The organism is Streptomyces sp. NPDC007872 (genome assembly GCF_042868165.1).
Taxonomy (GTDB): Bacteria; Actinomycetota; Actinomycetes; order Streptomycetales; family Streptomycetaceae; genus Streptomyces.
The window spans coordinates 211,679-238,661 of the sequence record NZ_JBIAEA010000002.1 but is presented as its reverse complement, the minus strand read 5'-3'; the positions used below and the strand labels follow the sequence as shown (position 1 = coordinate 238,661).

Annotated in this window: 21 protein-coding genes; 4 read left to right on the top strand and 17 right to left on the bottom strand. The window is 73.6% G+C overall.

Annotated features, from left to right (window positions below):
- Positions 1–6 precede the first annotated feature (6 nt).
- The 11 genes from ACFYNX_RS06305 to ACFYNX_RS06255 all read right to left on the bottom strand — a co-directional run bounded on the left by ACFYNX_RS06305 (position 7) and on the right by ACFYNX_RS06255 (position 12,176).
- Positions 7–1,257 (bottom strand): acetyl-CoA carboxylase biotin carboxylase subunit family protein, encoded by a 1,251-nt coding sequence (locus tag ACFYNX_RS06305; RefSeq protein WP_388658267.1) that lies wholly within the window; start codon positions 1,255–1,257, stop codon positions 7–9.
- Entirely contained in the window at positions 1,254–2,543 is a 1,290-nt protein-coding gene (locus tag ACFYNX_RS06300) for an amidohydrolase (protein WP_365538505.1), read from the bottom strand. Before ACFYNX_RS06300 ends, ACFYNX_RS06305 begins: the two co-directional genes overlap by 4 nt.
- Before the next feature lie 7 nt (positions 2,544–2,550).
- Entirely contained in the window at positions 2,551–3,942 is a 1,392-nt protein-coding gene (locus tag ACFYNX_RS06295; RefSeq protein ID WP_365538508.1) for an MFS transporter, read from the bottom strand.
- Positions 3,939–4,646: a hypothetical protein gene (locus tag ACFYNX_RS06290; RefSeq protein ID WP_388658263.1), complete on the bottom strand. Its 708-nt coding sequence runs from the start codon at positions 4,644–4,646 to the stop codon at positions 3,939–3,941. Before ACFYNX_RS06290 ends, ACFYNX_RS06295 begins: the two co-directional genes overlap by 4 nt.
- Before the next feature lie 74 nt (positions 4,647–4,720).
- Positions 4,721–6,067, bottom strand: coding sequence for a diaminobutyrate--2-oxoglutarate transaminase family protein (locus tag ACFYNX_RS06285; RefSeq protein WP_365538511.1), 1,347 nt, complete (start codon positions 6,065–6,067; stop codon positions 4,721–4,723).
- Between the two features lie 4 nt (positions 6,068–6,071).
- The gene (gene hypF, locus ACFYNX_RS06280; RefSeq protein ID WP_388658259.1) at positions 6,072–8,453 is read right to left on the bottom strand and encodes a carbamoyltransferase HypF; all 2,382 of its coding nucleotides are present in this window, start codon (positions 8,451–8,453) and stop codon (positions 6,072–6,074) included.
- Between the two features lie 31 nt (positions 8,454–8,484).
- Complete coding sequence (gene hypE / locus ACFYNX_RS06275; protein WP_365538517.1) at positions 8,485–9,513, bottom strand: hydrogenase expression/formation protein HypE; 1,029 nt, start codon at positions 9,511–9,513, stop codon at positions 8,485–8,487.
- Between the two features lie 29 nt (positions 9,514–9,542).
- Positions 9,543–10,127, bottom strand: a complete 585-nt coding sequence (locus ACFYNX_RS06270) for an isochorismatase family cysteine hydrolase (protein WP_365538520.1) — start codon at positions 10,125–10,127, stop codon at positions 9,543–9,545.
- Positions 10,128–10,432: 305 nt separating this feature from the next.
- On the bottom strand, positions 10,433–11,017 hold the full coding sequence (locus tag ACFYNX_RS06265) for a GNAT family N-acetyltransferase (RefSeq protein ID WP_365538523.1): 585 nt from the start codon (positions 11,015–11,017) through the stop codon (positions 10,433–10,435).
- A gap of 206 nt (positions 11,018–11,223) precedes the next feature.
- Positions 11,224–12,024: a hypothetical protein gene (locus ACFYNX_RS06260; RefSeq protein WP_125663095.1), complete on the bottom strand. Its 801-nt coding sequence runs from the start codon at positions 12,022–12,024 to the stop codon at positions 11,224–11,226.
- A gap of 2 nt (positions 12,025–12,026) precedes the next feature.
- The gene (locus ACFYNX_RS06255) at positions 12,027–12,176 is read right to left on the bottom strand and encodes a hypothetical protein (protein ID WP_365538526.1); all 150 of its coding nucleotides are present in this window, start codon (positions 12,174–12,176) and stop codon (positions 12,027–12,029) included.
- Positions 12,177–12,370: 194 nt separating this feature from the next.
- On the opposite strand from ACFYNX_RS06255, the gene ACFYNX_RS06250 reads away from it, so the two are divergent.
- Complete coding sequence (locus ACFYNX_RS06250; RefSeq protein WP_388658253.1) at positions 12,371–13,387, top strand: LuxR C-terminal-related transcriptional regulator; 1,017 nt, start codon at positions 12,371–12,373, stop codon at positions 13,385–13,387.
- 8 nt (positions 13,388–13,395) lie between these two features.
- Here ACFYNX_RS06250 and ACFYNX_RS06245 read toward each other — a convergent pair whose 3' ends face one another.
- Positions 13,396–14,337, bottom strand: a complete 942-nt coding sequence (locus ACFYNX_RS06245; RefSeq protein ID WP_388658251.1) for an EamA family transporter — start codon at positions 14,335–14,337, stop codon at positions 13,396–13,398.
- A 137-nt stretch (positions 14,338–14,474) separates the two neighbouring features.
- On the opposite strand from ACFYNX_RS06245, the gene ACFYNX_RS06240 reads away from it, so the two are divergent.
- Together ACFYNX_RS06240 and ACFYNX_RS06235 are read left to right on the top strand one after the other, a co-directional pair.
- A complete protein-coding gene (locus ACFYNX_RS06240) occupies positions 14,475–15,386 on the top strand; it encodes a LysR family transcriptional regulator (RefSeq protein WP_125663089.1) in 912 nt (303 codons plus the stop codon).
- A 166-nt stretch (positions 15,387–15,552) separates the two neighbouring features.
- Complete coding sequence (locus tag ACFYNX_RS06235; RefSeq protein WP_388658248.1) at positions 15,553–17,415, top strand: glycoside hydrolase family 3 protein; 1,863 nt, start codon at positions 15,553–15,555, stop codon at positions 17,413–17,415.
- Between the two features lie 57 nt (positions 17,416–17,472).
- On the opposite strand, the gene ACFYNX_RS06230 is transcribed toward ACFYNX_RS06235, so the two are convergent.
- The 3 genes from ACFYNX_RS06230 to ACFYNX_RS06220 all read right to left on the bottom strand — a co-directional run bounded on the left by ACFYNX_RS06230 (position 17,473) and on the right by ACFYNX_RS06220 (position 23,334).
- Positions 17,473–18,954: an aminopeptidase gene (locus tag ACFYNX_RS06230; RefSeq protein WP_388658245.1), complete on the bottom strand. Its 1,482-nt coding sequence runs from the start codon at positions 18,952–18,954 to the stop codon at positions 17,473–17,475.
- A gap of 138 nt (positions 18,955–19,092) precedes the next feature.
- Positions 19,093–19,515, bottom strand: coding sequence for a hypothetical protein (locus ACFYNX_RS06225; protein ID WP_388658242.1), 423 nt, complete (start codon positions 19,513–19,515; stop codon positions 19,093–19,095).
- Positions 19,516–19,599: 84 nt separating this feature from the next.
- Positions 19,600–23,334: an ABC transporter ATP-binding protein gene (locus ACFYNX_RS06220; protein ID WP_388658239.1), complete on the bottom strand. Its 3,735-nt coding sequence runs from the start codon at positions 23,332–23,334 to the stop codon at positions 19,600–19,602.
- A gap of 214 nt (positions 23,335–23,548) precedes the next feature.
- Here ACFYNX_RS06220 and ACFYNX_RS06215 point away from each other — a divergent pair, with 214 nt between their 5' ends.
- A complete protein-coding gene (locus tag ACFYNX_RS06215) occupies positions 23,549–23,920 on the top strand; it encodes a hypothetical protein (RefSeq protein ID WP_365538543.1) in 372 nt (123 codons plus the stop codon).
- 193 nt (positions 23,921–24,113) lie between these two features.
- On the opposite strand, the gene ACFYNX_RS06210 is transcribed toward ACFYNX_RS06215, so the two are convergent.
- A complete protein-coding gene (locus tag ACFYNX_RS06210; protein WP_365538545.1) occupies positions 24,114–25,796 on the bottom strand; it encodes a thiamine pyrophosphate-binding protein in 1,683 nt (560 codons plus the stop codon).
- A gap of 150 nt (positions 25,797–25,946) precedes the next feature.
- Complete coding sequence (gene speB / locus ACFYNX_RS06205) at positions 25,947–26,924, bottom strand: agmatinase (protein WP_356540925.1); 978 nt, start codon at positions 26,922–26,924, stop codon at positions 25,947–25,949.
- Positions 26,925–26,983 lie beyond the last annotated feature (59 nt).

The window sequence follows — 26,983 nt, the reverse complement described above, 5'->3', positions numbered from 1 at the left end:
GGCCGGTCACGTGTCCAGGGGGGTGCAGGTGAGCCGGAAGCCGTTCGCGGAGGTCTCGATGGCGTCCTCCACGGCGGCGGTGGACGGGCCGCGGAAGCGGAAGCGGGTGCCGACGTGCTCGTATCCGCTGATCGGGGGCACCCGCTGGCCGACGGGCACGTGCAGCACCGCGTACGGCTTGCGCTCCTCGGCGGGCGGCGCGGTCCAGTCGGCGCGCTCGACGAGGCAGGGCGCGGGGACGGGCAGCGGCAGGAGCAGGTAGCCGCCGACCTCGCCGGTCTTCAGGGTCGGCAGGACCGGCACCCGGCCGAGCTGGATGTCGGCCGCCGCGGCCATCAGGTCGGCGTCGTGGACGTCCCGCCAGGTGAAGGGGATCTCGCCGCCGCCGACCCGGGCCCCGCACTCCAGGAAGACCAGGGCGGGGCCGCCGTCCGCGTCCCGGGTGACGAACGCCTCCAGGTGGAAGACCCACGGCCGGCCCCCGCCGAGGGCGGCCCCGACGGCGGCGGCGAACGGCTCCACGGCGGCGAGCAGCACCGGGTCGTCCTCCTCGACCGAGCCCAGCCAGTTGCCCTGGGTGAAGTCGGCGCAGGTGCCGCCCACGTAGCGGGAGGCGGTCCAGCTTCCGAGCCGGTCGCCCTCCCACAGGCCGTCGATGTGCAGGATCGGGGCGTCGACGTACGTCTGGGCGAGGAACGGCTCGGCCGCGAGGTCGGCGGCCAGCTCCGGGTGCGCGTCCAGGTCGGCCCCGGAGTCGAGCCGGATCACTCCCCTGCTGGCGGTGCCCCGGTGGGGCTTGCAGACCAGCGGCCAGCCGTGCGCCCGCCCGAACTCCCGTACGGCGTCGGGGTCGGGGACGTGGGCGAGCGGCGGCACCGGGATGCCGGCGGCGGCCACCGTCGTGCACATCAGGAGCTTGTCGCGGAAGACCGCGAGCTCCTCCGGGGTCTGCCCGGCGATCCCGAACTCCTCGCGGACCAGGGCCGCCGTGTCGAGGTCGCCCTCGTTGAGGGCGAGCAGCGCCTCCGGCGGGCCGTACCGCTCGACGAGCGCGGTGAGGGCCGCCCGTACGGCGGGCAGGTCGTCGGTGAGGCCGACGGTGACGACGGCCTCGGCGTCCCCGGGTATGGAGGCCCGGCCGAGTTCGGTGCTGATGTACGTGACCCGGTGGGTGCCGTGGTCGACGTAGTCGGCGTAGAGCGCGTGGGTGTCCCGCCAGCGGTGCAGGACCGTCACGTGCGGGCGGGTCCTGGTCATGCCTCCGCCCCCTCCGCGTCCGCCGGGGCGTCGGACAGCCAGGACAGGGCGGCGGCCACCATCGAGCGGACGCCGACGAGCAGGGCGGGCCCGGACTGCGGGGCGAAGGTGGGGGCGTGGTTCTGCGGGATGTCCTCGTCCAGGCGGCCGGCGGCGAACGCGGCCGTGAACACCTCGGGGTCGAGGCCGCCCCAGAACCAGTACACGGACGGCACCTGCGCCGCCGTCGCCAGGATGCCGAAGTCCTCGCTGGCCGTGGTCGGGCCCATCGTCATGACGGCCCCGTCGCCGAAGGCCTTCCGGTGCGCGTCGGCGACCCGCTCGGCGGCGGCGGTGTCGTTGACCGTCATCGGCAGGTGGTAGACGGAGGTGATCTCCGGGTCCGCGGTCGCGCCGGCCGCGTCGGACTCCGCCTTGGCCAGGCGCTCGATGGCGGCGAGGACCTTGTCGCGGACGGGGGCCGAGCTGGTGCGGACGTTGATGCCGAGTTCGGCCGTGTCCGGGATGACCGCGGCCGTGGTGCCCGCGTGGAGCTTGCCGACGGTGACCACCACCGGCTCCTGGGCGGGGGTCTCGCGGGACACGATGGTCTGGAGCCGCAGGACCAGGGAGGCGGCCATGAGGACCGGGTCCACGGCCGACTCCGGCTTGGAGCCGTGGCCGCCGCGCCCGAAGAGCTTCACCGTGATCGAGTCCGTGGCGCCCATGACGGTGCCGGGGCAGGTGGCGATGAGGCCGACGGGGCCGGGGCCCACGTGCTGGCCGAGGATGACGTCCGGCTTCGGGAAGCGCTCGAAGAGGCCGTCGTCGACCATCGAGCGGGCGCCGTAGCCGCTCTCCTCGCCGGGCTGGAAGACGGCCACGACCGTGCCCTTCCAGTGGTCCGTGCGGGAGGAGAGCAGCGCGCACGCCCCGAGCAGGGCGGCCACGTGCAGGTCGTGGCCGCAGGCGTGCATCACCGGGACCTCGGCGCCGGAGTCGTCGGTGGCGGTCGCGGTGCTCGCGTACGGCAGGCCCGTGGCCTCCTTCACCGGCAGGGCGTCCATGTCGGCGCGGAGCATGACCACGGGACCCTCGCCGTTGCGCAGGACGGCGACCACGCCGGTGCGGCCCACGCCCGTGGTGACCTCCCAGCCGCCCTGCGCCGCGAGCCGCTCCGCGACCAGGGCCGCCGTCCGCTTCTCCTGGAAGGCGAGCTCGGGGTGGGCGTGCAGGTCCTGGTAGTCGGCCTCCAGGGCGGGGAACAGCGGTTCCAGCGCGTCGAGCACTGCGGTCAGGGAGTCCATGGCGTCCTCACTCGGAGACGGGGGTGTCGGGAAGGGGGTGCTCGCGCACGCCCCAGGAGGCGAGCAGCGCCGCCGCGCAGGTGACCGCCGGCCACCACGGCACCCAGCCGCCGTGGCCGGTGGAGCGCAGCCACTCGGCGAGGGCCGGGAAGGTGCCGCCGAAGAGGCTGATCGCGAGGGCGGCGGGCAGGCCGACGGCGACCGCGCGGACGGCGGGCGGGAAGAGCTGCCCCGCGAAGACGTTGCTGACGGCGAGGGGCAGGGCGAGCAGGAAGAGCAGCACCACCGTGACGACCGGGACGGGCACGCGGCCCGCGACCATGCCGGCGAGCAGCGGTACGGAGCCGAGCGCGAGCCCGGCGAAGCCGGTGCGCAGGACGGGCAGGGCCCCGAACCGGTCGGCCGCCTTCCCGGCGGCGAGCATGCCGGCGAGGAGGGCCACCATGCCGAGGAGCAGGGCCCCGGAGGCCTCCTCCTTGGTGGCGGCGCCCGCGTCGGCGGCGTACGCCGGGAAGTCGACCGTGAGGAAGTAGAAGACGGTGGTGGCGCCGGAGGTGATCGCGAACACCACGGAGAGCGGGCCGAGATGGGCCCGCAGGACGGGCCAGGGGCTCGCGGCGGCGGGCGCGCGCTTCCGTGCGCGGGCGTCCTCGGTGAAGACCTCGCTCTCGGCCGCGCCGCGCCGGATCCACAGGGCCGTCAGGCCGAGCAGGGCGCCGAAGACGAAGGCGAGGCGCCAGGCGCCGTCCTCGACGCCCGTCTCCCCGAACACGCCGAGCAGGACGCTGAGCACGACGAACGACAGGGCGCTGCCGAGGACCACGCCGCCGTAGGAGACGGCGCTGTAGAAGTACCGGCTGCGGCCGGGGGCCGTCTCGGTGACGTACGCGGCGGCGCTCGGGTTCTCGGCCCCGACGGACAGGCCCTGCACGAGCCGGGCGGCGACCACGAGGAGCGGGGCCGCGAGGCCGATCGAGGCGTGGCCGGGAATCACCGCCAGGAGCAGCGAACCGGCCGCGATCAGGCCGACGGTGAGGGTGAGTCCGAAGCGGCGCCCCCGGGTGTCGGTGAGCCGCCCGATGACGACGCTGCCGAGCGGGCGCACCAGGAAGCCGAGCGCGAAGCCGAGGTAGGCGGCGATCAGCCGGGCGGTGGGCGAGGACCCGGGGAACAACTGCTCGGCGAAGTACGGCGCGAGCACGCCGTAGATCGTCCAGTCGTACGCCTCCACGACGGACCCGACGCTGGCGGCGAGCAGCTCGCGACGGGGCTTGCGGGCGGGGGCGGGGGCCTTGCCGGCCGGGACGGCGAGGCCGGGGGCGGCGCCTTCGGCCGGGGGCGCCGGGACCGTCGTCCCGGCCGGAGGCACCGCCCCCGTGCCTATCTCCGAGGTGCTCATTCGGCCACCCCGTACGCCCGTACGCCGTCCCCGTCGCCGTGTCCGGCCGGGTGCGGGACCGCGTGCAGGCGGGCGCCGGCGGCCGGGAGGTCCGCCAGGCCGGTCAGGCCCGTGAGGACCGGGATGCCGGCCTCGGCGAGGGCCTTGGCCGCCGGGCCGTCGCGCTCGACGCCGTCGGTGGCGACCAGGGCGGCGCCGCGTTCGGCGAGGAGCGCGACGGCGTCCGGGGTGAGGAAGGGGCCGTCCGGGCGGCCGGTGTGGACGACGACGGCGTGCCCGGCCGGCTCGAAGGGGGCGAGCGCGAGCCGGTCGGCGACCGGTTCGGCGACGCCCACGAGCCGGACCAGGGCGACGGGCAGGTCGACCAGGCCCCCGATGCCCTCCGGCGCCCCGGCGGGCCGGTCGAGGCGGGTGCCGGGCCCGGTCAGGTCGACCGTGCGGCGGACGGGGGCGCCGTCCTCCGTCCCGGTGTTCCGCGAGCCCTTGTGCGGCTCCCGGATCAGCTCCTTGCGGCTGATGGTGGTGCCGCCGACCATCAGCAGCCCCAGGTGGCGCACGAGGAGCTCGCCCAGGGCGGCGTCGTCGATGTCGTCACCGGGGATGTCGAGGCGGAAGCCCTCGGTCCGCAGGGAGCCGCCGTTGCTGAAGACCACCTCGGCGTCGAAGTCGACCCGCCACTGCCCGGCACCGGTTGCCGTCGTCATGTGCTTCGTTCCTTCACGTCGTCGCGTTGTTCGCGAGGTGCCCCGCTCCCGGGAGCGGGCCCTCGGGCGCCCTCTCAGGCGCAGTCGATGAGGGCCTTCTCCAGGGCGCCGACCACTTCGTGGATCTCTTCCTCCGTGATGGTGAGGGGCGGAAGGAGCCGGAGCACGGCGCCGTGCCGACCGCCGCTCTCCAGGAGCAGTCCGTGTTCCAGGCAGGCCTTCTTGACGCGGCGGGCGCGGTCGCCGTCGGCGGGCCGGGCGCCCAGGGCGTCGGCCTCGCCGTCCGGGTCGACGAGTTCGATGCCCCACATCAGGCCCCTGCCGCGGACCTCGCCGATCTCCGGACGGGTCAGGGCGAGGCGCCGCAGCAGGCCGCCGAGCAACTCTCCCTTGACGGCGGCCTTCTCCACGAGTCCTTCTTCGGCCAAGACCTCCAGGGCGGCGGCGCCCGCCACCAGGGCGATCTGGTTGCCGCGGAAGGTGCCCGCGTGGGCGCCGGGACGCCAGGCGTCGTACTTGCCGTGGTAGAGCATCAGGGCGAGCGGGAAGCCGCCGCCGACCGCCTTGGAGACGAGGACGGCGTCGGGTTCGATGCCGGACTCCTCGAAGGCCCACATGGTGCCGGTGCGGCCCCAGCCGGCCTGGATCTCGTCGAGGACGAGCGGGATGTCGAGGCGGGCGGTGATCTCGCGCAGTCCGCGCAGCCACTCGGGGGGCGCGGGGATCACGCCGCCCTCGCCCTGCACGGCCTCCACGAAGACGGCGGCGGGCTTGGTGATGCCGCTCTCGGGGTCGGTGAGCAGCCGTTCGATGTAGGTGAGGCCGACCCGGATCCCCTGGTCGCCGCCGAGCCCGAAGGGGCAGCGGTAGTCGTAGGGGTACGGCAGGTGGTGCACGTCCGGCATGAGGGAGGGCACGGCCTCCTTGGCGCCCAGGTTGCCGGTGAGGGCCAGCGAGCCGGCCGTCATGCCGTGGTAGGCGCCGTGGAAGGAGAGGACCGTGCGGCGGCCGGTGGCGGTCTTGAAGAGCTTGATCGCGGCCTCGGTGGCGTCCGCCCCGGCGGGCCCGCAGAACTGGGTGCGGAAGGTGTCCGCCATCGTGCCGGGCAGGTTCTCGTAGAGCGCCGACAGGAAGGCGTACTTGGCGGGGGTGGTCAGGTCGAGGGCCTGCTGCACCTGGCCGGATTCCAGGTACTCGCCCACCCGGCGCAGGATCTCGGGGTGGTTGTGGCCGAGGGCGAGGGTGCCGGCGGCGGCCAGGCAGTCGATGTACTCGGTGCCGTGGCCGTCGCGGACGCGGGCGCCGTGCCCGTCCTGGAGGACTTGGCCGAAAGCGGTGGCGTAGGTGCGGGCGCCGGATTCGCGGGCCCGGACGTACGCGTAGATCTCGTCCGGTGTGGGGGCGGTCGTGCGGGTGGTCACGTCATCACTTCCCAGGGGATGTACGGGCGTCCGCGACCATGACCTGGCCGAGGGCGATGCCGCCGTCGTTGGTCGGGACCTGTCGGTGGACGTAGGTGTCGAAACCGTCGGCGGTCAGCCCGGTCAGACAGTTGAGCAGCAGGAACTCGTTGAGGAACACGCCGCCGGAGAGCACGACCTGCCGCACGCCGGTCTCCTCGCGGAAGGCCCGGCAGCGGTCGCGGACCATCTCCACGACGGCGGTGTGGAAGCGGCGGCTGATCCGGTCGGCGGGCAGGCCGGCCGCGAGGTCGGCGGCCATGGCCCGGATCACGGGCCGGGGGTCGACCTCGACGGGGCCGTCCTCCTCGGGCGCGTGGGCGCCGAAGCGGTAGGCGGCCTCCGGGGCGGAGTCGCGGGCGAGCAGGCCCTCCAGTTCGATGGGGCCCTGGGCCTCGTACTCGGCCCGGGAGCAGACCCCGGCGAGCGCGGCGGCGCCGTCGAAGAGGCGGCCCATGCTGGAGGTGGCCGGCGAGTTGATGCCCCGGGCGGCCATGGTGGCGTACACGTGCCGCTGCTGCTCGTCGAGTTCCGCGAGGGCGGGGAAGGCGGCGACGGCCTTCTCCCGGTCGCCGTCGAAGGCGTCGAGGGCGAGGGCGTAGCCGGTGCGGACGGGTTCGCGGACGGCCTGGTCGCCGCCGATGAGGGGCAGCCCGCGGAGGCGTCCGACGCGCCGGTAGGCGGCGTAGTCGCCGAGGAGGAACTCGCCGCCCCAGACGGTGCCGTCCTCGCCGTAGCCGAAGCCGTCGAAGATGACGCCGAGGGTGGTGCCGGTGACGTGGTTCTCGGCCATGCAGGAGGCCATGTGGGCGTGGTGGTGCTGCACCTCGACGACGGTCCGCCCGGCGCCGGTCCCGTCCTCGTCGAGCGCGGCCCGGGTGGAGCGGAACTGCGGGTGCAGGTCGTGCGCGGTCAGGCGCGGCTCCAGGGCGTAGAGCCGGGCGAGGTGGCGGGCGGTGCGCCGGTGGGAGGCGAAGGTCTCGTCGTTCTTGAGGTCGCCGATGTGCTGGCTGAGGAAGACCTTGCTGCCGTGGGACAGGGCGACCGTGGTCTTCAGCTCGGCGCCGAGGGCGACGGCGGGCGCCACCTCGCGGCCCACGTCCACGGGGTACGGGGCGTAGCCGCGGGCCCGGCGGACGAACTGGAGCAGGGGCGCGTCGAGTGCGTCGTGGACGGAGAGGCGGACGACGGAGTCGTCGACGCGGATCTCGATGTCGCGGTCGTGGTAGAGGATGACGTCCGCGATCTCGAAGAGCTGCTCCAGGGCTTCTTCGTTGCGGTACGCGATGGGGTAGCCGGAGATGTTGCCGCTGGTCATCACCAGTGCTTCCAGGCCGGGTTCGTCCAGGAGCAGGTGGTGGTGGGGCGCCGACGGCAGCATGATCCCGAGGTTGGGGTTGCGGGGCGCGACCGACTCGGGCAGGGCGTCGGGCTGCTTGCGGGCGAGCAGGATGGGGCGGGCCGGGGAGCGCAGGACGTCGATCTCGTCCTCGGAGAGGACGGCGAGGCGCTGGGCGGTGGCCAGGTCGCGGACCATCACCGCGAACGGCTTGGAGTCGCGGCGCTTGCGGCGGCGCAGCAGGGCGACGGCCTCGGGCTGGGTGGCGTCCACGGCGAGGTGGAAGCCGCCGACGCTCTTGACGGCGACGATCCCGCCGTCGGCGAGGACCTGGGCGGCGCCGCGCAGGGCGGTGTCGCCCTCGGTGGTGCGGCCCTCCCGGTCGGTGAGGAGCAGCCGGGGCCCGCAGTCGGGGCAGGCGTTGGGCTGGGCGTGGTAGCGCCGGTCGAGCGGGTCCTCGTACTCGGCCTTGCAGGCCGCGCACATGGTGAAGGACGCCATGGTGGTGGCCGGCCGGTCGTAGGGCAGGTCCTGGATGATGGAGTAGCGCGGCCCGCAGTTGGTGCAGTTGATGAACGGGTAGCGGTGGCGCCGGTCGCCGGGGTCCCGCAGCTCGCCCTGGCAGTCGCCGCAGACGTGGGTGTCGGCGGGGAGCAGGGCGGTGCGGATGCCGGAGTGCGCGCTGTGGACGATGGTGAAGGGGCCCGCAGGCACACTGCCCGCGGGGAGCCCCCGGGTCACCACGACACCGTCGACGCGGGCGAGTTCGGGCGCGCGGTCCTTCAGACCGGCGGCGAACTCGGCCAGGGCGGCGTCCGGTCCGGACGCCTCCACGAGGACCCCTTCGGGGTCGTTGCGGACCCAGCCGGAGAGGCCCAGTTCACGGGCCAGCTTGTAGACGAACGGCCGGTAGCCGACGCCCTGCACCACCCCGGTGACCCGCAGCCGCCACCCTTCGGTGCCGGGCGGGGAACTCGCGGTGGCCGGTGGAGACGTCACGGTGCTCATGGTGATCCCCCTCGTTTCCTGGGTCGGGTCCTCAGCAGAGCCGGGGCAGCTCGGCCCCGAGGAGTTCTTCCAGTTGCGTCTCCCGGCCGTCGGCGTCCCGCAGCAGCACCAGGGCCTCGGGGTCCTCGGAGATCTCGCCGATGGTGACGGCGTGCTCGCCGTACGGGAGCGAGCGCAGCGCCGCCAGGACGTCCGCCTCGGCGGCGGGGTCCACGAAGACGGCGAGGCAGCCCTCGTTGGCGCAGTGCAGCGGGTTGATGCCGAGCATGTCGGCCGCCATGGCGGTCTCGTGCTGGATCGGCAGGCTGGGGGTGTCGACCCGGATCGTGCGGCCGAGCTTCCCGGCGTACTCGTGGAGGACGGCGGTCAGTCCGCCGCGGGTGACGTCGCGCATCGAGCGGACGGCACCGGCCGGCACCCGGTCGAGGACCCCGTCGATGAGGTTGTTCAGCGGGGCGCAGTCGCTGTCCACGCGCTGCTCGAAGCCGAGGCCCTCGCGGATGGAGAGCAGGTGGACGGTGTGGTTGCCGATGGGGCCGCTGAGGATGACCTTGTCGCCGGGGCGCACGTCGGTCATGGAGAGCGGCTCGCGCTCGAAGACGCCGACGCCCGCGGTGTTGAGGTAGAGCTGGTCGGCCTCGCCCTTGCGGACCACCTTGGTGTCGCCGCCGACGATCTGCACGCCGGCCTCGCGGGCCGTCTCGCGGATCGACACGAGGACCTGCTTGAGGCGGTCGATCGGCAGACCGGTCTCCAGGATCAGGCCCAGGGTGAGGTACTTGGGGCGGGATCCGGCCACGGCGAGGTCGTTGACCGTGCCGCAGACGGCGATCTTGCCGATGTCGCCGTTGCCGAAGAAGGGCGGGTCGACGACGAAGGAGTCCGTCGTCATGGCGATGCGTCCGGTCTCGACCGGGAGGATCGCGCTGTCCTCCATGATGCCGACGTAGACGTCGCCGAGGGTCTCGGCGATGAGCTGGACCAGTTCCTGGCTCAGCTTCGCCCCGGTGCCGTGGTCGAGCAGGATCTCGTCGCTGCTGTCGGCCGTGCTCGCGGTCATGGCTGCTCCTGGGTCGGGGAGGGTCGCGGTCACGGGGTCTTGATGTTCTTGCGGGGCAGGGTGCCCTCGGCGTCGAGGACGCTGATGACCTCGGCGGAGTCGGAGACGGTGGCGCAGTAGCCGTCCAGCCACTCCAGGGCGCGGTCCTTGTCCTCCTGGCGGGCGGAGACGACGCAGTCGGAGGGGACCCAGATGTTGTAGCCGCGGAAGAAGGCGTCGGCGGCGGTGGTCTGGACGCAGATCTGGGTCTGCATGCCGGTGATGAGGACGGTGTCGACGCCGAGGGCCTGGAGGCGCTCGTGCAGGTCCGTCTCGTAGAAGCCGGAGTCCTTGCTCTTCTCCATGACGACGTCCTCGGGGGCGAGGAACTCCTCCAGGACCTCGGCGCCGCGGGTGCCGCGCTGGACCGGGAGGTGGCCGTCGTAGCGCTCGGCGTTCGGGTCGTCGGGGTCGTTGACGAGCTGGAGGTGGAAGACGTGGTGGCCGCGGCGGCGGATCTCGTCGAGGAAGCCGGTGAAGTGCGGGGTGGCGGCGGCGACGGCCGCGACGCGCTCGGGGTTCTTCTCCACGAGCTCGTACTGGAGGTCGTTGGTGAGGACGGCGATCTTGGACATGGGTGTGCCCTTCGGTGTGGCCGTGCGGGTGTGTGGACGCCGGGCGCGCGGAAGGGCGCGTCGGCGAGGGGGTGCTCCGGGACGTGCGGCGGCCCGCGGGACGCGGGCGGGTCCGGGAGGGAGCTGAGACGTACGCGCCCGGGGCGTCCGGAGGGACGGGGGCGGTACGGGAAAGGGAGTGGTGCGGAAGGAACGGGTGGTACGGGTGGTGCGGGTGGTGCGGGGCGCGCGGTGGTGCGGGACGCGCGGGTGGTGCGAGGTGAACCGGTCGTGCGGGACGCGCCGGTGGTGCGGGAAGCGCCGGGTCAGCCCGCGAGGGCGGCGCTCTCCTGGGGCTCGTGCAGCCAGGTGCCGGTGGCCTCGAAGTGGGCCAGGACGTCGGCGATCCGCGCGTAGAGGTAGTGGCCGGTGACGGCCTCGCGCCCGTCGAGGCGGGCGTAGTCGGGCAGCCGGCCGTACTCGCGGAAGCCGAGCCGCTCCCAGAGGCCCACGGGGCCGTCGCTGCGGACTTCGAGGGTGATGACCTCGCAGCCCATGTCGCGCGCCTTGTGCAGGGCCTCGGACCAGCCCTCCAGGAGGAACTGCCCCCGGCGGTCGGGGGCGATGACGCAGCGGCGCATGTCGACGATGTGGCGCCGGGCCGGCAGCGGGGCCCGGGCGAGGGTCACCATGCCGACGATCCGGTCGTCCTCCTCGTCGCGGACCGCGAGGACGTCGATCGCGCCCTTGCGCAGGTCGGCGTCGAAGGCCCGCATCAGCGGCAGGCCCTTCTCCACGCCGACGGGCTCGTAGAAGCCGAGGGTCTGCTCCTTGACCGCGACGGCGTCCATCAGCTCGATCATCTCGCGCATGTCCTTCTCGGACAGTTCGCGCGGCCATTCGTATCGCATGGGGTCTTCCTGTGGGTTTGCCGGACGGTGGGCAGCCCGCAGGGACACCGGACACCGCCGCCCGCGCCGCCCGGCGCCGCGGCGGGCGGCGTGGGGCGGGGGTATGGGTACGCGGTGTCCGGTGTCGCCAGGGGGGTGTTCGGGTGCCGGAGGGGTCCGCGGCGTGCTCCGGGGCGTCGCCGCTTCCGGGGCCGGGACCCGGAGTGTCAGACCGCGGCGACCCGGGCCTGCAGGTTGGTCTGCACCGCGGCGCCGGGCGAGACCTGCGTGAGCTGCGACGGGTCGGACCCGAGGCCCAGGACCGTGGCGGCGTAGACCTCGACGAAGTAGGAGACGAAGAGGGAGTTGATCTTCGTGAGGTGCTCGACGAAGCGCTCCTCGTCCTCCTCGGTCTTGATCACCCGCATGATCATGTTCCAGACCATGTCGACGTGGTCGTCGTCCTCGTCGAGGGCGAGGTGCGCGCGGGCGCCCTTGGTGTTGTTGGCGCCGACGTGCTGCTCCATGATGTCGAGCCAGTCGGGCTGGGTCTTGCCCGCGATGTACTCGAGGTAGAAGCCGCTGATCATCGAGGCGAGGGGGCCCTCGGTGGCGAGCGTGTAGTAGAAGTAGCCGTTGAGCAGCTCGGTGGCGAAGGTCGGACGGATCGCGTAGATCTCCTCGTCCGTCATGCCCACCTTGTGCAGGTCGCCGGCGAACATGCGGTCGTGGCGGCCCTCCTCGGCGCCGTACAGGCCCCACTCCTTGGAGAGCTGCGGGTCGCGGGTGGCCCAGTAGTTGGCGACCAGCGGGTCCACGGCGCGCTTGAGACCGATCCGGATCATGGTCTCCACGTTGTGGCGCTTGTAGAGCTCCAGGTCGAACTTGTTCGCGTCGAGCATGCCCTCCGCGCCCTTGCTCTTCTCGTAGAAGTCCCGCTCGAACTTCAGGAGGAGCTCGTCCACGCGCTTGCGGAACTCGGGCCGCTGGAGGCTGGAGTACGTGTTGTACGACTTGCTACGAGGCATGGTCATCCCCACCCGAGGTCGTTGATCACTTTGCTCTGGCCGGAACCGGCGAGGAATGCGCGCTCTTCCTGCCCACCGGTTCCCTGGACGAGAAGGAAGGACAGAGCCGTGGAAGCCGTGATGGCGAGAAGGTTTCTCGCTGCACGTGCCATGGAAAACTCCTACCTTTCGGACGAGCGTTGAGGTCGTCGGCGCTTCGCTCATCCTCCGGCGGAAAGCCGTTTCTAGACCAGTCCCCTCTGGGATCATGTTGCTCCTGGCGGAAACATGACAGGGGGATACATTGAATGAAAACGGTAGAAGCGGCGCGATTAACCCACCGCCGCTCCGAGAATCGGCGGACCGTTTGTACCGGTTCGTCTCGGAATCGCCCAGGTGCACCGTCGACACCGCGGCGGAGGCCCTGGGCCTGGACCGGCGGGAGGCCGGGGAGGCCGTGCGGGACCTGCGCGAACTGGGGCTCCTGAGCACGGCCGGCACCGGAGGTACGGGAGGCACGGCCGGCACCTGCGTCGTCGACGGCGCCCGCGACGCCGGCGGGGCCGGCGCCGCCGGCGCGGAACCGCTGGTCCCGCATCCCGTGGACTTCGCCCGCGTGAAGGTCCTCAACCCGCTCCAGCGGCAGGTGAACCGCTCCCAGGCGCTCGTCGACGAGCTCCGGAGCAGCCTGGACCAGCTCGAACTGCGCACTCCGCGCTCCCAGCACGCCCACTGCTCGCTGGAGGTCGTCCACGAGCTGTCCGACGTGCGCCGGCTGATCACCGGCTTCGCGGACGAGTGCTGCGACGAGGCGCTCTCCTCGCAGCCCGGTGGCGCCCGCGTGGAGGAGGTGCTCGCCGACAGTATGGACCGTACGACCAGACTGCTCGGCCGCGGGGTCCGGATGCGGACCCTCTACCAGCACACCGCGCGCTTCAGTCCCGCGACCCTCTCGTACGTCGACCGGGTGACCCCCCTCGGCGCCCAGGTGCGTACGCTCGCGGGCGGATTTCCGCGCTGCATCATATTCGACCGGAAGATCGGCATACTGCCGCTCCCGGACGACGCGAAAGGAGCCGTGATCGTACGGGACCCGCAGCTCGTCGCCTTCGTGGCGGAGGCCTTCGACCGGGTCTGGACCATCGCTTCCGATCTCTCTCACGAGGAGCGCAGGTCCGACCGGGTGGCCGCCACGTCCGAGATTCAGCACGCCATCATCTCGCTGCTCACCCAGGGGGAATCGGACAAACGAATAGCCCAGGTCGTCGGCATTTCCCTGCGGAATTGCCAACGGCACATCTCCCACATCATGAAAAGCATCGGCGCCCGTAACCGGCTGCACGCCGGTTACCTGCTGAGCAAGGAGCCGTTCGGCGGCCATTAGGAGAGGGGTCACCCCCTGGACGCGCCGCCGCTGGGCAGCGGGTCCGGGGCGGCCGTCTCCCGTTCCGCGGGCACCACCCGCGGCGCGGGGGGCGGCGACCCCCGCCACAGCGAGGTCAGCGCCACGCCGCCGACCAGCAGCGCCGCCGCGCACCAGCGCAGCCCGCTCACCCCCTCCCCCAGGAACAGCGCCGCCGACGACATCCCGAAGACCGGGACGAGGAGCGAGAACGGCGCCACGGAGGAGGCGGGGTAGCGGCGCAGGAGCCAGCCCCACGCGCCGAAGCCGAAGATGGTGGTGATCCAGGCGACGTAGACGATGACGCCGAGGCCGGTCCAGTCGAGGGCGCGCAGCGCCGCGAGGTCCCGCTCGGGCCCCTCCACGAGGAGCGAGAGGGCGAGCAGCGGCAGGACGGGCACGGTGCTGACCCAGACCATGAAGTTGAGCGCGTCGGGCGGGGAGGCCTTGCGGGTCAGGACGTTGGAGACGCCCCAGCAGACCGCCGCGCCGATCACCAGGAGGAAGCCGACCAGGGGCCCCGAGGTGCCCTCGTCGACCGCCGCGACCGCGATGCCCGCGAGGGCGATCGCCATGCCCGCGAGCTTGACGCGGCCCGGCCGCTCGCCGAGGGCGACGAAGGCGAACAGGGCGGTGAAGACCGCCTGGACCTGGAGGACCAGCGAGGAGAGCCCGGCGGGGGCGCCCAGGTCCATGCCGATGAAGAGCAGGCTGAACTTGGCCACGCCCAGGACGAGGCCGACGCCCAGGATCCACTTCCAGGCCACCTTGGGGCGGCCGACGAGGAAGACGGCGGGCAGCGCGGCGGCGAGGAACCGGAGGGCCGAGAAGAGGAGCGGCGGGAAGTGGCCGAGGCCGATCTCGATGACGACGAAATTGACTCCCCAGACAGCGGCGACCAGCGCTGCCAGGGCGATGTGTGCGGGGCGCATGCTCCGAGGATCCTCGCGACGACCGTGTAGCACCAGCACGGATCGCTACATGATTGGATGTAGCTACGCTTCATTCCACACGTTCCACCGCCCGATCCTCCGCCCCCCGTTCCTCCGCGACCTCCGAGGTGGTCACCGTGCTGGACATCGGCCGACTGCGGGCCCTGCACGCCGTCTCCGTCCACAAGACGGTGGGCGCCGCCGCCGAGGCCCTCGGGTACACCCCGTCCGCGATCTCCCAGCAGATCACCAAGCTGGAGCGGGAGACCGGCACCACCCTGCTCGAACGGCAGGGCCGGGGCATCCGGCTCACCGACGAGGCCCACCAGTTGGCCGCCACGACGAGCCGGCTCCTCGCCCTGATGGAGGAGGCGGAGGTACGCCTGGAGGAGCGGCGCGGCAAGCCCTCCGGGCGGCTCACGATCGGCTGCTTCCCGAGCGCGGCGCGCGGCCTGATGCCCCGGGCGCTCGCGGAGCTGACCCGGCGCCACCCCGACCTGGACGCCCGGCTCTCGGAGGTGGACACGCACCTGTCGATCGACCTGGTGGCGCGGGGCGTGATCGACCTGGCCGTGGCGCACGACTGGGACATCGCGCCGCTGCCGGCCCCGCCGGGGGTCGAGCAGGTGGTCATCGGCGCCGACCTGTGCGACATCCTCGTCCCCCGGGACCATCCGCTGGCGGCCCGGGACTCGGTGCGCCGGGAGGAGCTGGCGGGCGAGCGGTGGATCTCGCAGCCGCCGGGGTCGGTCTGCCACGACTGGCTCGTGCGGACGCTGCGGGCGACGGGGTACGAGCCGCTGATCGTCCATCAGGCGGGCGAGAACCACACGCAGGTGGCGCTGGTGGCGGCCGGCCTGGGCATCGCCCTGGTCCCCCGCCTGGGGCGCGGGGCACTGCCGCCCGAGGTGGCGCCGATCCGCCTGGACCCGATGCCGAAGCGCCTGCTGCACGCGATGTGGCGCACGGGTGCGGCCCGCCGCCCGGCGATCCGCGAGACGGTCCGCACCCTCCAGGACCTCTGGCCGGCCATAGCGTCCTCGGTCTGACCCGCCGCCTCGTTCACGGACCCGCCCCGCCCCGGCGCCGCCGCGCCCCCACCCGGCCCCGCCGCCGGGCGATTCCCGCGCGGGTCCTTGACCTGGCAGTTACTTTCCGGCTATCCGTGTCCCCTTGGAAGTTTCCTTCATCCCCGCACGGCCGGAAGGAGCACCAGTGCACCACCGCGCCCCCGCCCCCGCCTCCGCTCCCCCTCCCTCCCCCGCCCCCGCCCCCGCCCGCCGCACCCTCCTCGCGGTGACCGCCGCCGCCGCGGCCGCCGCCGTCACCGGGACCAGCGCCCCCGCCCAGGCCGCTCCCGAGCGTTACGACGACCGGGAGCTCCGGCGGATCGTCGACCGCATGTCCCTGGAGGAGAAGGTCGGCCAGCTCTTCGTGATGCGGGTGTACGGGCACTCCGCGACCGCCCCGGACCAGGCCGACGTCGACGCCAACCTCGCCGAGATCGGGGTCCGCACGGCCGCCGAGCTGGTCGCGCGCTACCACGTCGGCGGGATCATCTACTTCTCCTGGGCCCACAACACCCGCGACCCGCGGCAGATCGCCGACCTCTCCAACGGCATCCAGCGGGCCGCCCTCGCCCGGCCCAACCCCGTCCCGGTGCTCATCTCCACCGACCAGGAGCACGGCATCGTCTGCCGGGTCGGCGAGCCCGCCACCCTGCTGCCCGGCGCGATGGCCCTCGGCGCCGGCCGCTCGCACGCCGACGCCCGCCGGGCCGCCCGGATCGCGGGCGCCGAACTCGCCGCGCTCGGCATCCGCCAGAACTACGCCCCGGTCGCCGACGTCAACGTCAACCCGGCCAACCCGGTCATCGGCGTCCGCTCCTTCGGCTCCGACCCGCGCGCGGTCGCCGGCCTCGTCACCGCCCAGGTGGAGGGGTACCGGCGGGCCGGGGTCGCGGCCACCTCCAAGCACTTCCCGGGCCACGGCGACACCGCCGTGGACAGCCACTACGGCCTGCCGACGATCACCCACACCCGGGAGCAGTGGGAGGAGCTGGACGCCCCGCCGTTCCGGGCCGCGATCGCCGCCGGGATCGACTCGATCATGACCGCGCACATCGTGGTCCCGGCCCTCGACCCCAGCGAGGACCCGGCGACCCTCTCCCGGCCCATCCTCACCGGCATCCTGCGCGAACGGCTCGGCTACGACGGCGTGGTGGTCACCGACGCGCTCGGCATGGAGGGCGTGCGCACCAAGTACGGCGACGAACGCGTCCCGGTCCTCGCGCTCCGGGCCGGCGTGGACCAGCTCCTCAACCCGCCGAAGCTCGACGTCGCCTGGAACGCGGTCCTCGAGGCCGTCCGCGACGGCGAGCTGACGGAGGCCCGGCTCGACGCGTCGATCCTGCGCGTCCTGCGGCTGAAGGCGAAGCTGGGCCTGTTCCGGCAGGCGTACGTGACCCGGGCGGGCGTCGAGCGGGTGGTCGGCTCGGAGGCCCACCTCGCGCAGGCCGACCGGATCGCCGAGGGGACCACGACCCTGCTCCTCAACGAGGGAGGGTTCCTGCCCCTGCGCCCCTCCCGCCACCGTTCGGTCCTGGTCGTCGGCGCCGACCCGGCCTCCCCGTCCGGCACCACCGGGCCGCCCACCGCCACCCTGGCGGCGGCCCTGCGGGAGCTGGGGTTCACCGCGACGGCGCTCTCCACCGGGACCGCCCCGACGGCCGCGCGGATCGAGGAGGCGGTGGCCGCCGCGGCCGGCAGGGACGTGGTGGTCGTCGGCACGTACAACGTCACCGCGACCAGCACCCAGCGCACCCTGGTGGCGCGGCTCGCGGCGACCGGGGTGCCCGTGGTGACGGTCGCGATCCGCAACCCGTACGACGTGGCGCACCTGACGGGCCAGCGGGCGGCCCTCGCCGCGTACTCCTGGACCGACGTCGAACTCCGGGCCGCCGTCCGGGTCCTGGCCGGGCGGGCGAGGCCGCGGGGCCGGCTCCCGGTCCCGGTGCAGAGCGCCGACGACCCGGACCGGGTGCTGTACCCGGTCGGGTACGGCCTCTCGTACCGCTGACGGACGGAAGGAGGGGGCGCGTCCGCCCGGACGCGCCCCCTCCCGCTTCACCGCGGACTACGGCCGCAGGCCGTGCTCCCGCGTCGCCTCCTCGTCGACCGCCCGGTCCAGGCGGGCGTCGAAGCGGGCCAGCGGCTGCGCCGCCTGCGCTGCCGGGGCGGGGACGCCCGCCCAGGCCAGGATGCGGGCGGTGGCCTTCGTGCGCTCGGCCTCGACCAGACCCTCCACGTTCGCGCCGTGGTTGGCGCCCGGGGCCACGTACACGTAGCTGTCGCGCGCGCCCTTGCCCAGGCGGAACTTCTCGGAGCCCCACGGGTCGTTGCCGCCGTAGACGAACAGCATCCGGCGCGCGTTGTTGCGGACCCAGGAGTCCACGTCCTTCATGGCCCGCGGGTCGAACTTCATCGGGATCTCGCGCGGCACGAAGTTGCGGGCGGGCTGGTAGCCGTAACGGCTGAGGCCCTTGAGGTGCGGCTGCTTGATGAAGGGCGAGCCGAGCTGGGTCGCGGCCTGGTAGTAGTACGGCGTGTACGTCTCCAGGCCCTGGTCGGTGTAGGCGGACCAGCCGGAGTAGGCGTCGATCGTGTCGTACACCTCGTCGTCGGTCGCCGTCCTCGCGACCGGGATCTGGTCGCAGACGTCCTCGCCGTAGTACTGCCAGAAGCCCCACACGAAGTCGAGGACGACGGCCTCAAAGGCCTTGTCGAGCGTGCCGACCGTGTGGAAGGTGGCGCCCTCGGCCTCGGCCCACGCCTTGTACTTGGCCTCCAGGGGCCCGCGCCGCAGGAGCGCCTCGCGCTGGAGGTCGTTCAGGCGGTCGCGGCACTCCTTGGTCCCGACGGTGGCGAAGAAGCGGTCGTAGGCCGAGTCCTCGTCGTTCACCACGTCGTTCGGGGCGACGTAGGCGACGACGCCGTCCATGTCGCGCGGGTAGAAGCGCTCGTAGTAGGTGGCGGTCATGCCGCCCTTGGAGGCGCCGGTGGAGAGCCACTTCTTGCCGTAGATCCCCTTCAGGGCGGCGAAGATCCGGTGCTGGTCGCTGGCGGCCTGCCAGATGTCCAGCTTCGACCAGTCGGCCGGCTGCGGCCGGGACGGGGTGAAGAAGCGGTACTCCATGGAGATCTGGTTGCCGTCGACGATCCGGGTCGGTTCGGCCCGGCTCGGCGTGGTGCTCAGGTTGTATCCGCTGGTGCGGAAGACGGTGGGGCGGTCCGTGTCCTTGTGGAGGACCGAGATCCGCTGCTGGAACGTGCCCTTCCACGGGCGCGCGTGGTCGATCGGCTGTTCGTAGTTCAGGACGAAGAAGCGGTAGCCGGCGTACGGCTTCTCCTCGATCAGGGTCATCCCGGGGATCGCCAGGAGACGGTCCTTGATGTCCTCGGCGGCGGCCTTGTCGGCGCCCTTGCCTGCGGTCCTGCCCCGCGAGTCGGCGACGGACGCGCTGTCGGTGTCCGTGTCCGCGGCGGTGGCCACGCCGGTCGAGCCCACGGTGCCTATGAGCACCGAGAGCGACAGCAGCAGCCTGAGCGACGTGCGCATGCACCCTCCCATGATTCACAACGGTGTCGCGAACCTAGCGGGGGCAACGTGTGGACCGCCAGACCCAGTTGGTCCTTACCCTTGGACTTTCCCGTGCGTCGGCACGGGATCCGGCCCGTCAGGACGGGATCCGACCGGTCAGCACAGGATCCAGCCGGTGGACGTCCCCTTCCCGGCCACCGCGCCCGACGCCCGGACGCAGCGGTGGAGGGCGTGGACGGTGAGGGGCCCGGCCCGGCGGTCGAACCGGCCGGTGCGGACGGCGGGCCGGCCGCCGCGCGGCTGGAGGGAGACGGACATGGTCCTGCGGCTCGCCGGGCCCTTGGCGACGGTGACGGCGCAGACGTACTGCCGGGTCCGGTAGAGGCGCAGCTCGCCGGTGGAGAAGGCGATCGTCCGGGCGGGCCGCCCCTGGCAGACGGAGACGGCGTCGGCGGTCCCCGCGCCGGGGCCGCCGGGGAAGGGCAGCAGGAGCAGCGCGAGGGCGGTGAGGAACGGTACGAGGACCCGGGCGGGGGCCCACCGGCCGCGCCGGGCGGTCGTCGTGTCGTCCGTGGCCATGCGGGTCCCCTCCCGGGTGATGCGCCGTACGGGTGTACGGGTCTACGACGCACCGGGCCCCTGAACGGTTGCCTCCGCTCCCCCTCAGGCCTCGACCCGCGCCGGTTCCGCCTCCCCGATGAAGGTGCTCCACAGCTTCGCGTAGTGGCCGCCCCGGGCGAGCAGCTCGTCGTGGGTGCCGTCCTCCGCGACCCGCCCGTGGTCCATGACCACCACCCGGTCGGCGCGGGCGGCCGTGGTCAGGCGGTGGGCGACGACGAGGGTGGTGCGGCGGCCCGCGATCCGGTCGGTGGCCTGGTTGACCTGGGCCTCGGTGGCCAGGTCCAGGGCGGCCGTCGCCTCGTCCAGGAGCAGGACGTCCGGGTCGACGAGTTCGGCGCGGGCCAGGGCGATGAGCTGGCGCTGCCCGGCGGAGAGGTTCCGGCCGCGCTCGGCCACCTCGTGCAGGTAGCCGCCGTCGAGCGTGGCGATCATGTCGTGCGCGCCGACCGCGCGGGCCGCCGCCTCCACCTCGGCGTCGGTCGCCTCGGGCCGCCCGTAGGCGATGGCGTCGCGGACCGTCCCGGCGAAGAGGTACGCCTCCTGGGGGACGACCCCGAGCCGGTGCCGGTACGCGGTGAGGTCGAGGTCCCGCAGGTCGGTGCCGTCGGCGGTGACCCGCCCGCCCGTGGGGTCGTAGAACCGCGCGACCAGCTTGACCAGGGTGGACTTCCCGGCGCCGGTCTCGCCGACGAAGGCGACGGTCTGCCCGGCGGGGATCCGCAGGTCGACCCCGGTCAGGGCCGCCTCTCCCCCGTCGCCGACGTCGTTGCCGTACGCGAAGGACACGTCCTCGAAGGCGATCTCGCCGCGCAGCGAGAGCACGTCCAGGGGCGCGTCGGCGGCGGCCGTCGACGTGGGCTCCTGGAGCAGCTCCTGCATCCGCTTCAGGGAGACGGCGGCCTGCTGGTAGCCGTCGAAGACCTGCGAGAGCTGCTGCACGGGCGCGAAGAACAGGTCGATGTAGAGGAGGTAGGCGACGAGGGCGCCGGTGGTGAGCGTCCCGGCCTCGATGCGGTTGGCGCCGACGACCATGACGGCCGCGGCGGCGGCCGAGGACAGCAGGGTGACGAACGGGAAGTAGATCGAGATCAGCCACTGGCCCCGGACGCGGGCCTGCCGGTAGGAGTCGCTGCGCTCCGCGAACCGCTCGGCGCCGGAGCGCTCGCGGCGGAAGGCCTGCACGATCCGCAGCCCGGCCACCGACTCCTGGAGGTCGGCGTTGACGACGCTGATCCGCTCGCGCGCCAGCTCGTACGCCTTCACGCTGGAGCGCCGGAAGTAGTACGTGGCCACGGCGAGGACCGGCAGGGTCGCGAAGACCACCAGGGCGAGCTGGAGGTCGAGCACGAGCAGCGCGACCATGATCCCGAAGAAGGTCACGACGGAGACGAAGGCGGTGACCAGGCCCGTCTGGAGGAAGGTGGACAGGGCGTCCACGTCCGTGGTCATCCGGGTCATGATCCGGCCGGTCAGCTCGCGCTCGTAGTAGTCCAGGCCGAGCCGCTGGAGCTGGGAGAAGATCTTCAGGCGCAGGGCGTAGAGGACCCGCTCGCCGGTGCGGCCGGTCATCCGGGTCTCGGCGGTCTGCGCGACCCACTGCACGAGCACGGTGACCAGGGCGAGCGCGGAGGCCGCCCAGACGGCGCCGATCGCGAGCCGGTTCACGCCCTCGTCGATGCCGTGCCGGATCAGGACGGGCAGCAGGAGGCCGGTGCCGGCGTCGAGGGCGACCAGGCCGAGGCTGATGAGCAGGGGCAGGCCGAAGCCCCGGAGCAGCCGGCGCAGGCCGTAGGAGTCCTCGGGGGCCACGGCACGGGCCTCGTCGACGTCGGGGACGTCGGTGGCGGGCGGCAGGGCCGCGACGGCGGCGAGCAGCTCGGGGGTGGCCCCGGGCACGGGGCTCTCCCGGCCCGCGTCCCCGTCCCGGACCCACAGGGCGGGGGTGATGCCCCGCTCGGCGTCGAACTCGGCGTCCAGCTCGGCCCGCAGCGCGCGGTCGTCGTCGGCGGGCCCGGCCGGCGGCAGGTGGCCGGGCGAGACGGCGCCCAGCTCCTCGGGGTCGGTGAGCAGGCGCCGGAAGAGCGGGGAGCGCTCCTCCAGCTCCTCCTGGGTGCCGATGTCGGCGAGGCGCCCGCCGTCGAGGACGGCGATGCGGTCGGCGAGGTTGAGGGTGGAGCGGCGGTGGGCGATGAGCAGGGTCGTACGGCCCGCCATCACCGACTTCAGGGCCTCGTGGATCTCGTGCTCGACGCGGGCGTCCACGGCGGAGGTGGCGTCGTCGAGGAGGAGCAGCCGGGGGTCGGCCAGGATCGCGCGGGCGAGCGCGACGCGCTGGCGCTGGCCGCCGGAGAGGGTCAGGCCGTGCTCGCCGACCTTGGTGGCGTACCCCTCGGGCAGTTCGGCGACGAACCGGTCGGCCTGGGCGGCGCGGGCGGCGGCCTCGATCTGCTCGTCGGTGGCGTCGGGGGCGCCGTAGGCGATGTTGGCGCGGACCGTGTCGGAGAAGAGGAAGGAGTCCTCGGGGACGAGGCCGACGGCGGCGCGCAGCGAGTCGAGGGTCAGCTCGCGCACGTCGTGGCCGCCGACGAGGACGGCGCCCCGGGAGACGTCGTAGAAGCGGGGCAGGAGCAGCGAGACGGTCGACTTGCCGGAGCCGGAGGCGCCGACGACGGCGACGGTCTCGCCGGGCCGGATCTCCAGGGAGAACCCGTCGAGCACGGGCCGCCCGTCCTCGTAGCCAAAGCTCACGTCGTCGAACTCGACGGTCGCGGGCGCGTCGGCCGGCAGCACCTTGGTGCCGTCCTTCACGACCGGCTCGGTGTCGACGAGGTCGAGGACGCGCTCGACGCCGGCGCGGGCCTGCTGGCCGACGGTGAGGACCATGGCGAGCATGCGGACCGGGCCGACGAGGGAGGCCAGGTAGGAGGAGAAGGCGACGAAGGTGCCGAGGGTGATCTGCCCCTTGTAGGCGAGCCAGCCGCCGAGGGCGAGGACGGCGACCTGGCCGAGGGCGGGCACGGCCTGGAGGGCGGGGGTGTACCTGGCGTTGAGCCGGACCGTCCGCAGCCGGCCGGCGAAGAGCTTCCGCCCGGCCTCGCGGATCTTGCCGGTCTCCTGGTCCTCCTGGCCGAAGCCCTTGACGACCCGGACGCCGGACACGGCCCCGTCGACGACCCCGGCGACCAGGGCGGCCTGCTGCTGGGCGTGCCAGGTGGCGGGGTGGAGGCGGGTGCGGCTGCGCCGGGCGATGTACCAGAGGGCGGGGGCGACGGCGAGGGCCACGAGGGTCAGCGGCGGGGAGAGCCAGGCCATGACGCCCAGCGAGATCAGGAAGAGCAGGACGTTCCCGACGGTCATCGGGAGCATGAAGAGCAGGCCCTGGATGAGCTGGAGGTCGCTGGTGGCCCGCCCGACGACCTGCCCGGTGGACAGCTCGTCCTGCCGCCGCCCGTCGAGCCGGGTGATCGTGCCGTACATGTCGGTGCGCAGGTCGTGCTGCACGTCGAGCGCCAGGCGTCCGCCGTAGTAGCGGCGGACGTAGGTGAGGGCGTAGACGAGGACGGCGGCCCCGATCAGGAGCCCGGTCCAGGTGGCGAGGTCCCGGGTCTTCGTGCCGATGACGTCGTCGATGATCACCTTGGTGAAGAGCGGCACGAGGGCGAGGACGCCCATCCCGAGGAGGGACGACCCGAGCGCCAGGAGCGTGTTGGCCCGGTACCGCCAGGCGTACCCGGCGAGCCTGCGCGCCCAGCCCTGCTGTTTCTCCCCGACCGCCACGTGTGACCTCCCGTACGTCCTGCTCTACCGGAAGGCCCAACACGGCCGACGTGCGATTTCATCCCGCCGCAACAAAGATCCGACCGCGGACGGAGGGGGACTCGGTCCCTGGTCCCGGGCCGTCCGGGTGAACGGGTCGCGGCGGCGCGGGATGGGTAGGGAGGCCCGGAGCCGCCGTACCGGCGGCGTCGTGGACGGACCGGAGGGGGACCGCGTGGGACGGGTCGAGGACGGCAGGCCGTACGGGTGGGGACGGCTGCACGCGGCGTTCCAGGTCCTGGAGGGACTGGCGGAGGGACGGACGGTCCTCGGGGCGGCCTCGGAGGTGAAGGAGACGACGGACACCCCCCGGAACAACTTCAGGCGGCTCCTGGCGAAGGCGGGGGGCCATCTGCTCCTCGCCCGGGAGAGGGGCGGCGCCCACGCCGGGGCCGCCGCGGTGGTCTTCGGGGACATAGCGAGGCTGGTGGCCCCGGAGCGGATGCGCGGCAGCAACCTGACCCCCCGGGAGATCGGCGAGTTCCGGCAGGGGTACGAGCACCAGATCGGGCTCTACCGCGAGAAGTGGGGCGCGCTGGTGCCCTGAGGCGGGACGGCGGGGTGCCGGGGCGTCAGCAGGAGCAGCCGCTCGCGAAGTACGCGAAGGGGAGGACGGAGCCGGCGGTGACGACGGGGGCGCTCGCCGGGCGTCCCTTGCGGTGACTCCCCCTCGCGCACCCGTCACGGACCGTCGGCGGGAAGGACCCGTGCGGGGCCGGGAGGGTTGCCCCGGGGCCGTCCTACAGGTGCGTCGGCTCGAACATCCTCAGCAGGGCCGGGAGGACGACCACCGAGGGGCCGGGGGTGGCGAGGGACTTCGCGAGGTCGGTGGCCAGGGCGTCGGGGGTGGTGAGGACGGCCGGGACGCCGAAGGACTCGGCGAGGGCGACGAAGTCCGGGCGGGTCAGCTCGGTGCCGGTGGCCTCGCCGTACGCGTCGGTCATGTACTCCCGCAGGATGCCGTAGCCCCCGTCGTCCACGATCAGCCACGTCACGTCGAGCCCGTACTGCTTCGCCGTGGCCAGCTCCGCCAGCGAGTACATCGCGCCGCCGTCGCCGGAGACCGCCAGGACCGGCCGGGAGGGGTCGGCGACGGCCGCGCCGAGGGCGGAGGGGAAGGCGTAGCCGAGGCCGCCGGCGCCCTGGGCGGAGTGCATGGTGTTCGGGTGCCGGGCGTCGAAGGCCGACCACGCCCAGTACGCGAGGATCGTCATGTCCCAGAAGCTCGGCGCCCGGGCCGGGAGCGCCTCGCGCACGGCGGCGACGACCCGCCGCTCCAGGTCGAGGTCCTGGGCGTCGATCCGGTCCCGGACCCGGCCGAGGACGGCCGCGACCCGCTCGGGGGCGGTCGGGTCGGTGCGCTCCCCGACCGTCTCCAGGATCGCCTGGAGCGCGAGCCGGGCGTCGGCGTGGATGCCGAGCGCCGGGTGGTTGGACTCCAGCTTCCCCGCGTCCGCCTCGATCTGGATCACCCGGCCGCGCGGGGCGAAGGTGTGGTAGTTCGAGGACAGCTCGCCGAGCCCGGAGCCGACGACGAGGAGGACGTCCGCGTCCTCCAGGAAGTCGGTGGTGTGCCGGTCCTCCAGCCAGGACTGGAGGGACAGCGGGTGCTTCCAGGGGAAGGCGCCCTTGCCGCCGAAGGTGGTGACCACGGGCGCGTCGATCCGCTCGGCCAGGGCCCGCAGCTTCCCCGACGCGTCGGAGCGGACGACCCCGCCGCCCGCGACGATCACCGGCCGTTCGGCGTGCGCGAGGAGGTGGGCGGCCACCGCCGTCAGCTCGGGGCGCGGGACGACGTCCTCGGGGGTGGCGTCCATCGCGGTGACCACCGGCAGGGAGGTCTCCGCCGTGAGCACGTCCTGCGGGATCTCCACCCAGACGGGCCCGTGCGGGGCGGTGAGCGCCGACTCCCAGGCGGCGGCGATCGCGGAGGGGATCTGGGAGGGCGTACGGGCCGTGTGGACGGACTTCACGACGTCCCGGAAGGAGGCCTGCTGGTCGCGCAGCTCGTGCAGGTGGCCGTGCCGGCCGCCGCCGAGGCCGGCCGCCGGGACCTGGCTGGCGATCGCGACGACCGGCGCCGAGGCGGCGGCCGCCTCCTGGAGCGCGGCGAGCGACAGGAGCGCGCCGGGCCCGGTGGAGAGCAGCAGCGGGGCCGCCTCGCCGGTGATCCGGCCGTACGCGTCGGCGGCGAAGCCCGCGTTGTTCTCGACGCGCAGGCCCACGTACCGCAGCGGGGAGCGGCGCAGCGCGTCGAACACGCCGAGCGCGTGCTGCCCGGGGAGGCCGAAGACGGTGGTCGCGCCGAGCCCGGAGAGGGTCTCGACGACGAGGTCCCCGCCGGTCCGCCCCGGGGGCGGGTTCAGGGCCGCCTCGATCTGGGCGGGCGTGGGGCGCAGGACCAGGTCGTGGTCGTGGGTCATGGCGGGTCCCTCGGGGCGGTGGCGGGGCGGGGCGGGCACGGCCGGGAGCGGCCGCGCCCGGCGGTCACCAGTGTCGCGCGGGGCGGGGGCGGAGACGGTTCGTGCCCCCGCGCGGGAACGGGGCCGCGCCCCGCCCCGCGCGTCCGTCGGCTACTTCGCCGCGCGGCCCGCCGCGATCTGGCGGGACATGATCGTCGTCAGCTCGTACGCCGTGTGGGAGGCGGCGACGGCGGTGATCTCGGCGTGGTCGTAGGCCGGGGCGACCTCGACGACGTCGGCGGAGACCAGGTTGCAGGAGGAGAGGCCGCGCAGGATCTCCAGGAGCTCGCGGGAGGTCATGCCGCCCGCCTCGGGGGTGCCGGTGCCGGGCGCGTGGGCCGGGTCGAGGCAGTCGATGTCGATGGAGATGTAGAGCGGGCGGTTCCCGATGCGCTGGCGGAGCTGGTCGGCGACCTCGTCGGCGCCGCGCCGGTAGACGTCGGCGGAGGTGACGATGCCGAAGCCCATCTTCTCGTCGTCGGTCAGGTCCTGCTTGCCGTACAGCGGGCCGCGCGTGCCGACGTGCGACAGCGCCTCGGTGTCGAGGATGCCCTCCTCGACGGCCCGGCGGAACGGGGTGCCGTGGGTGTACTCGGCGCCGAAGTACGTGTCCCAGGTGTCGAGGTGCGCGTCGAAGTGGAGCAGGGCGACCGGGCCGTGCTTCTTGGCGACCGAGCGGAGCAGCGGCAGCGCGATGGTGTGGTCGCCGCCGAGGGTCATCATGCGGGCGCCGGTGCCGAGGATCTCGTCGGCGGCGGCCTCGACGGTCTCGACGGCCTCGTTGATGTGGAACGGGTTGGCGGCGATGTCACCGGCGTCCGCGACCTGCGCGAGGGCGAACGGGGAGGCGTCCTGCGCCGGGTTGTAGGGGCGGAGCAGGCGGGAGGCCTCGCGGATGGCGTTGCCGCCGAAGCGGGCGCCGGGCCGGTAGGAGACGCCGCTGTCGAAGGGGACGCCGACCACGGCGACGTCGGCGGTGCCGACCTCGTCGAGCCGCGGCAGCCGGGCGAACGTCGCGGGACCGGCGTACCGCGGGACGCGGGACGAGTCGATCGGGCCGCGGAAGGCGTTCTGGTCGCTGCTGCTCATGGTCGGGTCCTCCGGGGGGCGAGGGGTTCTCCGGCGTGGTTCTCCGGCTTGCTTCTCCG

Coding starts and splice junctions, on each gene's coding strand:
- ACFYNX_RS06305 (WP_388658267.1), bottom strand. CDS start 1,257: ATGACCAGGACCCGCCCGCACGTGACGGTCCTGCACCGCTGGCGGGAC.
- ACFYNX_RS06300 (WP_365538505.1), bottom strand. CDS start 2,543: ATGGACTCCCTGACCGCAGTGCTCGACGCGCTGGAACCGCTGTTCCCC.
- ACFYNX_RS06295 (WP_365538508.1), bottom strand. CDS start 3,942: ATGAGCACCTCGGAGATAGGCACGGGGGCGGTGCCTCCGGCCGGGACG.
- ACFYNX_RS06290 (WP_388658263.1), bottom strand. CDS start 4,646: ATGACGACGGCAACCGGTGCCGGGCAGTGGCGGGTCGACTTCGACGCC.
- hypF (WP_388658259.1), bottom strand. CDS start 8,453: ATGAGCACCGTGACGTCTCCACCGGCCACCGCGAGTTCCCCGCCCGGC.
- hypE (WP_365538517.1), bottom strand. CDS start 9,513: ATGACCGCGAGCACGGCCGACAGCAGCGACGAGATCCTGCTCGACCAC.
- ACFYNX_RS06270 (WP_365538520.1), bottom strand. CDS start 10,127: ATGTCCAAGATCGCCGTCCTCACCAACGACCTCCAGTACGAGCTCGTG.
- ACFYNX_RS06265 (WP_365538523.1), bottom strand. CDS start 11,017: ATGCGATACGAATGGCCGCGCGAACTGTCCGAGAAGGACATGCGCGAG.
- ACFYNX_RS06260 (WP_125663095.1), bottom strand. CDS start 12,024: ATGCCTCGTAGCAAGTCGTACAACACGTACTCCAGCCTCCAGCGGCCC.
- ACFYNX_RS06255 (WP_365538526.1), bottom strand. CDS start 12,176: ATGGCACGTGCAGCGAGAAACCTTCTCGCCATCACGGCTTCCACGGCT.
- ACFYNX_RS06245 (WP_388658251.1), bottom strand. CDS start 14,337: ATGCGCCCCGCACACATCGCCCTGGCAGCGCTGGTCGCCGCTGTCTGG.
- ACFYNX_RS06230 (WP_388658245.1), bottom strand. CDS start 18,954: ATGCGCACGTCGCTCAGGCTGCTGCTGTCGCTCTCGGTGCTCATAGGC.
- ACFYNX_RS06225 (WP_388658242.1), bottom strand. CDS start 19,515: ATGGCCACGGACGACACGACGACCGCCCGGCGCGGCCGGTGGGCCCCC.
- ACFYNX_RS06210 (WP_365538545.1), bottom strand. CDS start 25,796: ATGACCCACGACCACGACCTGGTCCTGCGCCCCACGCCCGCCCAGATC.
- speB (WP_356540925.1), bottom strand. CDS start 26,924: ATGAGCAGCAGCGACCAGAACGCCTTCCGCGGCCCGATCGACTCGTCC.